General features: G+C 33.4%; 9 protein-coding genes. 4 read left to right on the forward strand and 5 right to left on the reverse strand.

From position 1 onward, the window contains the following. Positions 1–30 precede the first annotated feature (30 nt). The 4 genes from ACNC7R_RS09695 (at position 31) to ACNC7R_RS09710 (ending at position 7,094) form a co-directional block, all read left to right on the forward strand. Complete coding sequence (locus ACNC7R_RS09695; protein ID WP_417940842.1) at positions 31–1,764, forward strand: alpha-L-fucosidase; 1,734 nt, start codon at positions 31–33, stop codon at positions 1,762–1,764. An 815-nt stretch (positions 1,765–2,579) separates the two neighbouring features. Beyond that, positions 2,580–5,945, forward strand: a complete 3,366-nt coding sequence (locus tag ACNC7R_RS09700) for a CheR family methyltransferase (protein WP_417940844.1) — start codon at positions 2,580–2,582, stop codon at positions 5,943–5,945. 409 nt (positions 5,946–6,354) lie between these two features. Further along, positions 6,355–6,660 (forward strand): TIGR03643 family protein, encoded by a 306-nt coding sequence (locus tag ACNC7R_RS09705; RefSeq protein WP_417940846.1) that lies wholly within the window; start codon positions 6,355–6,357, stop codon positions 6,658–6,660. A gap of 17 nt (positions 6,661–6,677) precedes the next feature. Continuing rightward, on the forward strand, positions 6,678–7,094 hold the full coding sequence (locus tag ACNC7R_RS09710; protein ID WP_417943160.1) for a DUF2452 domain-containing protein: 417 nt from the start codon (positions 6,678–6,680) through the stop codon (positions 7,092–7,094). Between the two features lie 273 nt (positions 7,095–7,367). Here the strand turns inward: ACNC7R_RS09710 and ACNC7R_RS09715 are convergent, their stop codons facing one another. The 5 genes from ACNC7R_RS09715 to ACNC7R_RS09735 form a co-directional block, all read right to left on the reverse strand. Further along, positions 7,368–7,559: a cold-shock protein gene (locus ACNC7R_RS09715; protein ID WP_412042362.1), complete on the reverse strand. Its 192-nt coding sequence runs from the start codon at positions 7,557–7,559 to the stop codon at positions 7,368–7,370. Positions 7,560–7,897: 338 nt separating this feature from the next. Next, positions 7,898–9,208, reverse strand: coding sequence for a DUF389 domain-containing protein (locus ACNC7R_RS09720; RefSeq protein WP_417940848.1), 1,311 nt, complete (start codon positions 9,206–9,208; stop codon positions 7,898–7,900). Between the two features lie 377 nt (positions 9,209–9,585). Beyond that, positions 9,586–10,038: a hypothetical protein gene (locus ACNC7R_RS09725; RefSeq protein ID WP_417940850.1), complete on the reverse strand. Its 453-nt coding sequence runs from the start codon at positions 10,036–10,038 to the stop codon at positions 9,586–9,588. A 591-nt stretch (positions 10,039–10,629) separates the two neighbouring features. Continuing rightward, a complete protein-coding gene (locus tag ACNC7R_RS09730; RefSeq protein ID WP_417940852.1) occupies positions 10,630–11,547 on the reverse strand; it encodes a M28 family peptidase in 918 nt (305 codons plus the stop codon). A 61-nt stretch (positions 11,548–11,608) separates the two neighbouring features. Further along, positions 11,609–14,731 (reverse strand): OmpA family protein, encoded by a 3,123-nt coding sequence (locus ACNC7R_RS09735; protein ID WP_417940854.1) that lies wholly within the window; start codon positions 14,729–14,731, stop codon positions 11,609–11,611. Between the last annotated feature and the right edge of the window lie 100 nt (positions 14,732–14,831).

Genomic DNA, 14,831 nt, shown 5'->3' on the forward strand with positions numbered 1-14,831 from the left:
AAATGATTCGAATAATAAATAAAATAAAAAATGAGAACAAAAATTTTATTCACGGTATTGTCTTTACTTCAGTTGAGTATCCATGCTCAGGATAAAAATCCTATGCCTCCTGTGCCAACTCCATTAGCTGTTAATAGTGTTCCAATGGGAGATTCCGAAAAATTTACTGAGGTAAAATTAGAACTTCCTATTGCAAGAGGACCTTTTGAGCCTACCTGGGAATCTATAGAAAAGAATTATCCGGGAGAACCAGCATGGTTACGTGATGCAAAATTTGGAATTTGGGTTCATTTTGGTCCTCAGGCCGCAGGAGAAAGTGGTGACTGGTACGCAAGAAAACTCTATAATTCAAACGAAGTAGCATATAAAAATCACCTTAAAAGATATGGGCATCCTTCAGAAGTAGGTTATAAAGAAGTTTTGAGGGATTGGAATCCTACCAAACTGGATCCAGAAAAACTCACTAAAATGTACAAAGATGCAGGCGCTCGTTTTTTAATGATTCAAGGAGTGCATCATGATAATTACGACCTGTGGAATTCTAAATACCAACCATGGAATTCTGTTAATATTGGTCCTAAAAGAGATTTAATTGGCGAATGGGCAAAAGCATGTAAAGCAAACGGAATGCATTATGGTGTGACTTTTCATCATGAATATACTTGGTGGTGGTGGCAAACCGCATTTGGAAGTGATAAAGAAGGATCTAAAAAAGGAATTCCATATGATGGTAATTTAACATTAGCTGATGGTAAAGGAAAATGGTGGGAAGGATATGATCCTAAAATGCTTTATGGTATTGATTTACGTGAATACGAAGGTGTAAATGATGCTGCGTATTCAAAATGGTCACCACCACCAGCAGGTATTTTTACAAATCATTTAGGTTATGCAAAATGGTTTACAACCAATTGGGCTTTAAGAATGATGGATGTTGTGCAACATTACGATCCCGATTTTATTTACACGGATGGTACTGTTCAGGGACCTTTTACAGGAAATGGAACAGGAACTGGATTTAAAGCAAATGCGATGCAGACCGTTATAGCCGATTTTTACAATCGTAGTTTAGAACGTAGAGGAAAGGTCAACACTTTTAGTATTGTTAAATTTAGAGAAAAAACAAATGGAACCGTTAATACGGAAGAATTTGGAATACCAGCCGCTATTAAAAAAGACCAGCCCTGGATTGCCGAAGCTCCTGTAGGAGACTGGTTTTATGCCCCGGATTTCACCTATGATTCAGGTATGATGATTCGGTACATAATTGAAGCCATTGCACGTGATGGAAATGCTGCAATATGTATTTCTTTATTGCCAGATGGTTCTATTAATGAAGAGAGCCAAAAAATGCTTAAAGAAGTAGGAGACTGGATGCGAATAAATGGAGAAGCTGTTTATGGAAGTCATGCCTGGGTAATTCCTGCTGAAGGAGAAATGGTTAATGGAAAATTGAAAATGCTTCCTGGAGGAAAATTAGGCCGAAATCAGGCTGAATTCAAATTTAGTAATCAAGATATTCGGTTTACAGTAGGGAAAAACAAAAAACTATATGCTTTTTGTATGGATGTACCAGCTCCGAATAGTCAAATAAAAATTAAGTCTCTTGCTAAAAATGTGAAGAATTATGAAAAAAAAATGACGAAGGTTAAGTTGCTGGGGTATAAAGGTAAATTAAAATGGACACAAAGTGATGAGGGTTTAGTGATTACCTGTCCTCAAAATATGCCATTTAACACAGCAGTAGTTTTTGAAATACAATAAATATAAAATAGTTTAAATTTCATTATTTTGAATGAAATTAAAAGAAGGACTTTAGGTCTTGTATACAAACCTCTGTGCTTTAAGCTCAGAGGTTTGTTTCGTTTGTGATATTTTATTTTTCTATTTGCAATGCAGAAATTACCATTCCTTACCTTAGTAAGGTTTTCAAGTTTAGTGGTAAAATTTAAAGCAAACTATTAACAAATAAAAAAAGTATCCTTATTGAGACAGCAAAACTCATGGGAGTTGTTTAATTCAAAAAGAGCACAAACTCTTAATTCTATATTAGGTCTTTACCTGACCGGACTTAATCTATTCTCTTGATTCCAGTAATTTCTGAGACCTCGACTGGATAAATTTCTATAAATTCTGTGAAGGTTTTAAAGAGATTGGCTTATTACATGTAGAGATTATGTCTTTCAATGACACTAGAAATTTGGTTGGAATGTCCTGTTGGGATTTAAGGACATGAGCGCAATAACTGTTCATAAAAAAGCAATCCATGGATGTTTTTTCGGGCATAAATTACTCTTTAAAAAATAATAGACAGTTAACGTTTATTAAAGCGTACATTTGAAAGTTAATAGTAGACAACTAATGAATAATAAAGCGGCTGTAATACCTTACGATAAGCAGTATTTCATCTTTTTTTAGTCGACTCTGTAATAGATACTATCTTAATTATTATGTTGAATTGAGAAATTTGATGGGTAATTTTCAATATTCTCTACAGTAATATTTTATCCTGAAATAAGCATATAACGCAGTATAATTTTGAATTTCTGACTTGGTGTAACATAATTAAATTAAAAGGCATGCGTAACAAAAAAAACATACTGCCTAAGGCTTCTAGGCAAGACTTTCCCATTGTGGGCATTGGAGCTTCTGCGGGAGGGCTTGAGTCTTTTACGGATTTTATTGACGCTATACCTGAAGATTCCCACATGGCGTACGTTGTAGTACAGCATCTGCACCCAGCCCATGACAGCATGCTTACAGAACTGCTTTCACGTGTTGCTAAAATACCTATTAACGAAATTACGGACGATATTCATCTGGCTCCCAATACTATTTATGTTATTCCGGAAAATAAACTACTGACCTCTTTTGATGGCGTACTCAAGCTGAGTCCGCGTTTAAAGGATACAAAAAATCAAACCATAGATATTTTTTTTACTTCATTAGCGGAGGTTCATCTTAATTTAGCCTGCGGAATACTGCTTTCAGGAAATGGATCTGACGGTACTACTGGCCTTGGAGCCATTAAAAAACATGGAGGAATAACCTTTGCTCAGAATAGAGGAGCTTCTAACGATGAAATGCCACAGAATGCAATAAGCGCCGGAGTTGTGGATTATATATTATCACCTGCTAAGATGGTAGAGAAACTGATTCAACTTTCAAAAGAAAAATTTATTAAAGTTGATGATAATGAAATTAGTGATGAAGGAATTTTTGCGGAAATTATTAAAATTCTGCATGTTAACAGCGGGGTGGATTTTCGCTTTTATAAACAAACTACTATACACAGACGTATTACCAGAAGGATGATATTATGTAAATTAACTACTCTGAGTGATTATCTTAAACTTTTACGTGGGGATAAATTAGCCGTTGAAGATTTATTTAATGACCTTGTTATACCTGTAACAGCGTTTTTTAGGGATGTAAAAATTTTTCAGATAATAAAGGAGAAAGTTTTTCCTTTATTGAACGAAAGAACCACAGAAGGGAATGCTATACGGATATGGATCGCAGGATGTTCTACAGGGGAAGAGGCTTATACAATAGCGATTGCGCTTCACGAATTTTTGGGAGAAAATCTGCTGGGAAAGAAAATACAGATTTTTGCATCTGATATTTCTGAATTGGCAATTGCAAAAGCGAGAGTTGGATTTTATAGAAAATCTCAAATGCTTAATGTTTCTCAGGCCATTATTTCTAAATATTTTACTTCAAAGAATAATGGTTACATCATTAAAAGGGAGATCAGAGACTTATGTGTTTTCGCAGTGCATAACTTTTTAGCAGATCCTCCTTTTACCAGAATGAACCTGATTACATGCCGGAATGTATTTATCTATATGAATGCTTTTTTGCAAAAAAAATCATTAAGAACATTTCATTACGCCTTGAAAGAAAACGGCTTTTTATTTTTGGGAAAATCAGAAACGACTGTTCCTGCAGCTGACCTTTTTCAGTCATTTGACAAAACAGGAAAAATCTACACCAAAAAAGAGATTTCCGGAAGATTTCTTGACTCGGGCTGGGGAGCTGGCGAAAAGTTGAAAAGTTTTAAATCTGATATTCGAAGAAAAGAAATTATTAAAGAAGATTTTAGAAAAAGTGCTGAATCAATATTACTTTCAGAATACACTCCAGCAAGCGCCATTGTAAATGAAAATATGGACATCGTACACATAAATGGGAGCATTGCAGAATTTATTGAACTTTCAGTTGGGAAACCTACATTTAATATGCTCAAAATGGCTCGTAAAGGCTTGGCTTTTGAGCTGCGTAATTCATGTTACAAAGCCAAAGAAACCGAGGGACTTATAGTAAAAGAAGGGATTCAGATTAAAAACAAGGGCATCGTAAGCGAAATCACAATTGAGATACGGCCGCTTCCTGATACTTCAGATCCTCATTTTTTGGTGGTATTTTATAAAAAAAAATTAGGCCGTGAGGAAACAGCCTCAATTGATTTTACTGCTGAGGAAATACTTGAGGATGAGAACTTAAGAAAGATTGCCCAGCTTGAGAAAGAACTAGCAAAAATACACGATGATGTAAATGCAATAAGTGAAGAACATGAGGCTTCCAATGAAGAGCTGCAAATTACCAATGAAGAACTCTTGAGCGGTAGTGAGGAATTACAAAGTCTTAATGAAGAACTTGAATCCTCTAAAGAGGAACTGCAGTACACTAATGAAGAACTTGTACAGATTAATCAGGAACTTTTAAACAAACAGCAGGAAATTAATATTTCCAAAAATTACACGGAAGCTATTGTGGCCACACTTCGTGAACCAATAGTTATTCTGGATAAAAAACTGATAATAAAAAATATCAACAGGGCATTTTCTAAAAAATATGATATTACTAAAGAAGAGGCTGAAGGTAAGTTTATTTACGAAATTCACAATCATCTTTTTGATAATGTTTCTACGCGAAGAATGCTAAAGAAAGTGCTCTACGAGAAAACACAGCTCGATGACTATCAGTTATCAGTAAATCTTCTGCCATACGGTGAGAGCATTATGCTGCTAAATGCCAGACAGGTCACCAATGAAACCAGTAAAGAAGAATTAATACTGCTTGCTATTGAAGATATTACCGAACGAAGAAATACGGAAAGAAAGCTGCAGGTCTTGTCGGATGATTTAGAGATCAAAGTTAAGGAGCGTACTATGGATTTACTAACTGCTAATAAGGAATTGGAAAATTCTGTCCAGCAATTGCAAATTGCTAATAATAAATTGCATGAATATGCCTATGTAGCCAGTCATGATCTACAGGAACCGCTTCGCAAAATACTAATGTTTATCAGCAGGCTTTTAACAATGCAGGAAAAAATTTCTGATCCGGCACTTCTACTGCTTAAAAAAATCAGTCAGTCCACTATTAGAATTAATACACTTATTCAGGATCTTCTGGCTTATTCTTATCTTGATAATCCTGATAGACAATTTTCAGCTGTTGATCTGAATATGGTTATTGAAAATGTTCTCAACGATTTTGAACTATTGATACAAGAGCACAACTTTAAAATAAAAGTGGGACAGCTGCCTGTTATCAAAGCCATTCCCCTGCAGATGAACCAACTTTTTTATAGCCTGATCAGTAATGCAGTTAAGTTTTGTAAAAATGATCAAATAGATTGCAAAATAAAGATAAGTTCTAAAATGCTGACTTTAAAGCAACTTAAAAAGCATGCGGAACTGGATTCAAACTTACAGTACTGTGAAATTGTAATTAAAGACAATGGTATTGGTTTTGACGAGCAATATAAGAATAAGATTTTTACTATTTTTCAAAAACTTAATAGCAGCAGTATATATCAGGGAACTGGTATTGGGCTATCTATTGGAAAGAAAATTATCGAAATTCATAAAGGAATTATTTTTGCAAAGGCTCAGGAAAATATTGGGGCAGAATTTCATGTTATACTGCCAGTTTAAAAATTTGCTAGATGATTTATTATGGGAGAAGATTTTACATATTTAGAATTTATGACCCTGAATTCTAAAGAAATTATTGAAAAACAGGTGGGATTTAACCGGCAACAGCGTTTGTATGCCACAACTATTATCTGTTTTACTGTACTGTTTACTCCCTTTTTTTAAATCTTCTCACAAAGGTTGAGGTAGTGAATACTATTATGTAATAAAAATGACTCGCAGATTAATAAAATACGGTTTTAGTTAGATAATCTATGACGTTTACTTAACGTTTTTTAAGTTTTCATCATTTGTACTAGTAAATAAAAAAGGGGTATTACCTGTTAAAGTTATCCCTTCTTATTAGAATTATTTTCAGTAAAAGTATTACTTTTGTTTAATATTTTTTAATAATAGCTAGACAAAATATATGACTAAGTCCATTATTGTAAAAGTCGATAATAAAGTATTGAATGAAATTCAGATTGATAGAATTATAGAAATGGCATGGGAAGACCGAACACCTTTTGACGCTATAAAATTTCAATTTAATTTATCGGAAGCCGATGTGAAAGCTTTGATGAAGAAAGAATTAAAGTTCAGCAGTTACAAGTTGTGGCGCAAGCGGGTTGAAAATTGCAAAACAAAACATTCAGCCAGAAGATCCGTAACAATTGACAGATTTAAATGTAACAGGCAGAGAGCGATTTCAAATAACAAAATCTCTAAGCGTTAATAAAATATTCGACGATGATAAAAAAAGATAAACCAGATAATGTAGTATTTTCTGAGCAGAATGGTTATAATGCAAGTCTATTGCCATATGCTACAAATGTGGGGGCACCCGTAATAAAAACAGATGATTTAGCAGGCTGGAAAAACATAGGCATAAATAAGGTAAACAAAGAATTTGAAAGTAAATTTAATGAACTAAAAAAGCAATACCAGGATTTAATACAGGAATTCCAGTGGAATGAGTTGATATACAATTCCAGATTTTCTTTTGAACCTATTGTAGGTGAAATATATCACTTATACAAAGATACAGATGGTTCTGATTTTCTCTCACTAATAGGTCCCAAAGAATGGAATAAGGAACATGTGGGTACTTTTAGGCTTAACAGTGATAAAAAATGGACACTCATTGATTTGAAAAGTTCTATTTTTTAGAAAAACTCCAAGATAGTGAAAAGCAAAATAAATTTTAAGGCCAGTGATCTGGAAAAAATGGAAAAGCAAACTGCCGCGCATTTAATAAACAGTTTAGGTAGTTTTAAGAGTGTGGCATTGGTTGGAGCATCAGATAAATAGAGAAACACCAATTTTTTATTTTTAGTTCTTTTCTCATATCTATTTTTAACAATTTCGTACACTTAAAAGGGTATAAAAGCAAAGAAGCTGTCCTTTTCGGACAGCCTCTTTATAAACTAGTTCTATAGTATGTTATGCTATGATTACGTTTACTGCGTTTGGACCTCTGCGGCCTTCTTCGATGTCATATCGAACTGAGTCGTTTTCACGAATGTTTTCTGATAGACCTGAAACATGAACAAAAACTTCGTTTCCTCCATTGTTAGGAGTTATAAATCCAAATCCTTTTTCTTCATTGAAAAATTTTACTGTACCTTCTTGCATCTTAAATATTTAATTTGTTCAAATGTAGGCTATTAAAAAATAGTAAATTCAAATATATCTTTTAATTATGTTTTTATTAACATTGATAGAAGAATAGAATTTTTTATCTGTTGTTTTTAGGATCATGTAAATCAGCTTTGAAACCATTTTTTTATTATAAATGGAAAATTTGTTGTTATTTGCTGTTTCCTCGTTGTATGTAAAAATCAATATTTCATCCTAAATATCAAAATGAGGCCAAATTTGCCGTTTTGATAGCTTCGGTACTGGTATGGATTTCAGTTTTTCTTCTTTTAAGGTTATACAATGAAAAGCGTAAGAGCAATTAAACAGGTTGATTACTGTTTTTTAAAAAGCTCAACATCTTTGACCATGAGCCTTTCATTGAGCCAGTTTCTTAATTTTTCCTGATCGGATGAACTAAGATTACGCGGGCTGTCATAAATAACTACTGTTAGTGGAATTATACTGTCTTTCTGCGTAATTAAAGTACTTTTTGTTACTGACAAAGAATTGATGACAGGAAACAGAGCCCTGCTTTCTTTTAAAAGCTGCCTGTTGTCAAATGTATTTTTGGTCAGCTGCTTCTCAAGCTGCATAATTTGCACATCTTTTGAGTTCATTTCATTCTCGCTCCCTTTTATTTGATTCAGTATATCACCTTTAAGTGTATTGAGCTTGTCAGTGGTATCCTGTCTGATTATAAGATAAGTGCCTTTCAGGTATTGATTTTCGCTGATTTTCTTTTTTAATGCTGCTATTTCAAGTGAATCAAATCTTTTAGACAGAAAAGCAAGTTCTATTTTTTTCTTTTTAGGGTTAAAGTCCGTTTTCTTATATACCACAGTATAGCCTTTAGCGCTAAATTCATTTTCTATAAATAATTCCACATTTTTTTTAAACTGTTGCTGGCGGTATAAGGAAAAGGCAAGGTAACCACTGGGAACAAGCAGTATGGCAATGAGAAAAGCGATTATAAATTTTACCCGTTTCTGCTGTTTTTCGTTGACCTGTTTGACAGCCGGGTAATTTAGATATTTAATAATTAAAAAGGTGGCAATTCCGATAAATACGCAGTTGATACAATATAGGTAAAATGCGCCAAAGAAAAATGACCATTGCGCTGTAGCGATTCCGTATCCAGCGGTACATAATGGAGGCATAAGTGCAGTGGCTATGGCTACACCGGGAATAGGATTGCCTTTTTCCGACCTGGTGATGGCAATAACCCCGACAACTCCTCCAAAAAAAGCTATAAGAATGTCATAAATATTAGGGGAAGTTCTGGCCAACAATTCGGACTGCACATCCTTAAAAGGGCTTAAATAAAAATAAAAAGCAGATACGGTGAGGCTAACCCCAGTTGCATTAAGAAGATTTTTTAAGGATCTTTTTAAAAGTACAAAATCATAAATACCGAGTGCGAACCCGGCACCTACAATAGGCCCCATCAAAGGAGATATAAGCATGGCACCAATAATAACAGCAGTAGAGTTTACATTCAATCCTACAGATGCGACTAAGATTGCACAAGCCAGAATCCAAAGGTTAGCGCCTTTAAATTCAATGTTTTTCTTTACATTTTCCAGTGTTTTTACCCTGTCATCTTCACCTTCCTTTAAGTTGAAAATATCAGTAAACTTTTTCATAGAAATATTGTTTTGCTTCTGCATGATTTTACAGTAATCTTATTGTACTAATATAACCTTATTTTTAATATTCTACAATCTAAAATCTTTTGTGCAATTAGAAATAACTTTTCTTCATCGCTTGAAGAATTACTAAATTTGTAAGCTTTTTTTTATCTTCTCTATGTTTTACTAAACACTGAATTATGTGTTATTAGTGAAATTTAAATATAATGGAAGGATTACCGATAAGTAATAACGATACTATTTAGCATACTAATATTTTTTTACAGATTTCTTTTTGGTTTTATACTGCATTTTAATAAGTTGCCTGTTAAGGTGATTCGTTTTGGTTTACTGCTAATTTTATTGATTGCAATCTCAATACAATAAGTTTTTTACAGCGATCCTGTACTGAGAACGATCTGACCGCCGGGGTGCTGAATATTAGGATCGTTTTCTGCTGTAATGAAAAAACCTGTTGGTTTAAAGCTGGATACAGTTTTAAGGGAACTTTTCAGAGTACTGGAAAACATTCCGCTTTCTGTTTTGAGCTGCCCAATATTTTTTATTCCATTCTGTTGGGTTTCCATCCATACAATGTAGATATCTTTTGCAGGATCCAGTCTTTTGGGATCGGCTAAACGCTTTATATGCAAATTAATAATGTAGTTGCTGTTGTTGTCTTTTTTAACCGTTACAGAGCCTTCCGCAGCCGGAACCACTGATGAGGTTGAAAATTTATATTGCGTAGTACACGATTTTAGTACCGTAAAAGCAAATAATAGAACCAAGACTGTAGGCAACTTTGCAAGAAGCCCTTTGGTTTTTTTAAGATTGATATTTTTCATTTTAAGAGTTTTTATGATTAATCAAAGGTTACTCGCTTTTAGGTATTAATATTTACACAGTTAAGCTAATAAGTTGTATAATTAAGGTGTTGATTATTAGTGTAAATCGTAATAAAAAAGAATAGCTCCATACTATTGTCTTATTTTATTAAAAAAAATAAAAAAATTATAGTATAAATATTATTTACATTCGCTTGGGAAGCTCTAACTCTGCCAAATCCAGCAATAAGTGGGCAAGCCAAAAGTAACGAATCTAATGATGACAAATAAAGATTTAGAGGTGTAAAGTTATGTACTTATTCCTATCTCAGGTAAAATTTAATTTTCGAAGGGTAATCTTTAAACTTAGTATGGTTACATTTTGAACATCTAAAGTCTCCTTTTCATTTTATTGATCCTAATATTCTAACAATCTAAATCGGTTTAGAATCTGTCGAAAAAATCGATAATACTTTCTCCTTCGAATTATTCCATGGGCTTTTTTTTGTTTAATGTAAGAAAATGTTTTTAAAAAATATAAAAACTTATTTGACCATTTTATTGAGGATTATTTGATAACTATCAAATTTATACAATCTGTGAAAGGAAATATTACGTCTTTTTGGTTTTTAGTAAATCATAATTATAACAATCAATAATTTGTAAGAGATATTTTTTAATTTGAACCATCCCGTCAAAATTAATATAAATTGCATCATCGGTTGGAGTATGATAGTCTAAATGAATGCCCGTTGTAAAATTAAGGCAAGGAACTCCTTGGTTGTAAAAAAAAAATGTGTCTAATTTTTTTAATTGCTCTTCCTTTCCAAAATTTAATTTCAAACCAAAATCTTCAATTTGTACAGTATTCAAAATTATATCTGCTGATTTTGAATGCATACATTTTAAAATTTTTAGATCAGGATCTAATCGTCCTATCATATCAAAATTAATGACACATGCTATATTTTTGAAATGCTCAGTGTTCTTTTTTACGAAGTAACCAAAAGCATCTGATCCATATAATCCTATTTCATGACCTGAATAAAATACAAACAAATAATTTACGTTTGGGTTCTTAAGTTTAATTAATTCACTAGCTAAACCAATAGTCATTGCAACTCCAGAGGCATTATCATCGGCTCCATTATGAATTTGATTGGATATGAATTTAGTAGATAGTACTCCTCCTAAACCAATATGGTCATAATGTGAGCTTATTAAGATAGTTTTACTGGAATGATTATTCACAAAAACAAAACCATTGTTTGAAATTATTGTCGTGTCTTTTAGTCTAATATCAAAAGTTTGTCGTTCGAATTTAATTTTATTCGATAAACTTTTCATTTTTAATTCTATGTAGTTTAATGATTTCTTTTCCTCTAATGTGCCTGTGTAACGACCTTTTAAACTATCGTCTGCCAAAGTGTATACGACTTCTTTGAATAAAGACTTAATAGGAGATTCAACCTTTTTTTGTCCAAAGCAGAAGGTTGTAGATAAAACTAGAAATATTCGAAATAAATTCATTTGAAAAATAAAAAAGGGTTCTTTTTAAAAGAACCCTTTAAAGATATAAAATGTTATGTAATTATTTTGCCAGATTAATCTCAACTCGTCTGTTAATCTTTCTACCTTCTTCGGTATCATTTGTTGCAACAGGTTTTGTATCTCCATAACCTACTGATTTTAATCGGTCTTTGCGTATACCTTTTTCGATAAAATAATTCATTACGGCTTCTGATCGATCTTTTGAAAGTTTCATATTGTCATTAGATTCTCCGGTATTGTCCGTGTTTCCTTCAATTATGAAATTATCAGAACTGTATTGATTTAAAACATTTATGATATCATTCAAGATTGTGTATGATTCTGAAGTAATAGTAGATTTTCCGGTATCGAACAAAATAGCTTTAGAAAATTCAGAAATTCTTTTGATTGCTTCTTTCTTCTCTGTTTTGTAGGTTTCTGTTGATTTTTGATTCGAACTATAATCTTCTTTTGGTCTGCTTACTTTTGTTAAACTTTCTGGCATATTACCAAACTGAATTTTATTACCATCCCACCAGATACCCATACCTTTACCATCTAAGTTAGAATCATTGAATAAAACTTGTTGTATATTTCTGTCAAAATTAGGATCAGAAACCATTTGAGTTGCTTTGTCCAAACGATTATCAACTCTATTTCCAACAGAGATCCAGGATACAGCAACTGTACTCGTTCCATTGTTCATTTCTTTAATAGTAAATCCGTTTTTATCTATTGCAGAAATATATACTCCATTGCAGTTTCCTTTCGGTGTAACGGTAACTTCTGGATTTTCTCCTAATAATGCTTTGTACGAATCTTTGAAAGCAATATATGCTGATCCATTAACTAATTCGGCACTTCCTTTTGCGTAAATAGTGGACTCTGTACTAGTAACCGAATAAACAGGTGTTTTAACATTATTAGAAGTTTCAACCAGCTCTACATTTTTTCCTAAAGTATAAACATTTCCTGAATTGTAAGACGAAAATAATTCTCCTGAATTTAATTGACCTATCACACTTCCTTTAGATGCAGAACCAATAACACCAAAGAAACCTCCTCCAAAGCCTGAAATTTCACTATTTGCAAAAAAACCAGTTCCAGAACCATAAGCATTTGAACCATATACTCCATAAGTAATAGTACTCGCTGCCTTATATCCTAAAGACCCCCAATAATTACCATAAATCTCTCCACCAACTACTCCTCCTGTACGAGAAAAGTCATTATAATTCCATCCCCCTACACCAAAAGAGTAATCGTCACCCCAAAAAGACATACCTGTAAGCCCTGTATTACTACCATTTTGCCCATAGCTAGCTCCTACGTTTTGAGTATTACGATCACGATATCCATATATAGTTGACTGACCATCTCCATTTGCTGTTTGTTGTTGACGGTACACAAATAATTGAGAATTTGCTTGAACAGGGTAATTAACACTTACTGAAGTCCCATTGTCTTGTATCATTGAATTTACTAATGACCCAGCAGCTGTCCATTTTACATGGTAATTTGCATTACCTGAACCAGTAATACCTCCTGATGGAGCTACCCACTGACCATCTCCTCTTAAAAAAGTAGTATTATTGGCAGTACCGGTAGCCGAAATTTTGGCTGTAGTAACTGCTGCATCTGCTATTTCGGTAGTGCCTATTGCTCCAGAAGCAATGGTTGGATTAGGATAAGTTCCAAACAAGCTACCCCCTGCAGCACCTGATGGTGAAGCACTACTAGCATCTACATAATCCTTAACGGCTTTTACTGTAGGGTATTTAATATTTGAACTTCCATCAGTAGTTACATCAGTACTTTTATTAGCCACATCTTCTTTGAGTAAGTCGGCTGCTGTTCTGTTAGTTACTTCAGTAGCTAAATTGGTTGTCAAAGTTGCATCAGCAGCTGTTCTGGTAGTAGTTTCAGTTGTTAAATTGCCAGCAATTGTATTTTCAGCATTAGTTGCTCTTGTTACTTCATTGGCCAAAGCTGTTGAAGAAGTTGCAGCACTTGCATCAACATAGGTTTTAACTGATTTTACACTTGGGTATTTAGTATCTGAAGCTCCGTCGGTAGTTACATTTGTGCTTTTATTAGCTACATTTTCTTTTAGTAGGTCGGCAGCCGTTCTGTTAGTTACTTCAGTAGCCAAATTGGTTGTCAAAGTCGCATCAGCAGCTGTTCTGGTGTTGGTTTCAGTTGTTAAATTGGCTGCAATCGTATTTTCAGCATTAGTTGCTCTTGTTACTTCATTAGCCAAAGCTGTTGAAGAAGTTGCAGCACTTGCATCTACATAGGTTTTAACCGATTTTACACTTGGGTATTTAGTATCTGAAGCTCCGTCGGTAGTAACATTTGTGCTTTTATTAGCTACATTTTCTTTTAGTAGGTCGGCAGCCGTTCTGTTGGTTACTTCGGTAGCTAAATTCGCAGCAATTGTATTTTCAGCATTAGTTGCTCTTGTTATTTCATTATTCAAAGCGTTTGAAGGTAGTGAAGTAGCAGCGTCAACATAAGCTTTAACGGCTTTTACACTTGGATATTTAATATCAGAAGTGCCATCTGTGTTTACGTCAGTAGATTTATTAGCTACATCTTCTTTTAAATTTAGTGCAGTTTGTGTTGCAACACTAATTGGTTTATTTAAATCTGTTGTATTATCTACATTCTGTATGCCTAAATTTGTCTTAGCTCCTAAAAGAGTAGTAGCATTAGTACCTCCATTTTCTATGGCAACAACACCTGTAACATTTTCAGCATTGATTGCGGAAAAAGCAAATGGAGTATAACTAAATTCTTGATTACTAATCTCGGTATAAGTTGTACAATTTCCATTGGTATTAATCCCAACAATCAAACTTTTCTTCGAAGAATTCCAAACAATTGACTGAAAAGAAGAAGCATATCCTGCTGTTTGTGTTCCTTTACCGATCACTAAATTAACCATACCAAAGCTATCTGTTTTGGTTTGTACTGTTTCCTGATATTCTACATTTGAAAATTCATCAATAAATTTGAATACCATACATATATCTTTATTGACAAGAGGACTAGCTGAATTGTTTACACCCGGTAACTGTTCTCCTTTAGGATTTAAGATTATAGCCTGATAGCTTATTCCATTTGTCTGAGCAAAAGATGTAGCCGCTATAAAAAATATAAATAGTAAAATTATTTTTTTCATATACTTTAGAAATTTATTTGTTAGTTATTATACCTTGTGGCAACTAACTATTTTTAGTCTTTAATTTTGTGAAATATCAATAAATCAATTCAAAATGGAC

It is taken from the genome of Flavobacterium adiutor (assembly GCF_048282555.1).
Lineage (GTDB): Bacteria > Bacteroidota > Bacteroidia > Flavobacteriales > Flavobacteriaceae > Flavobacterium.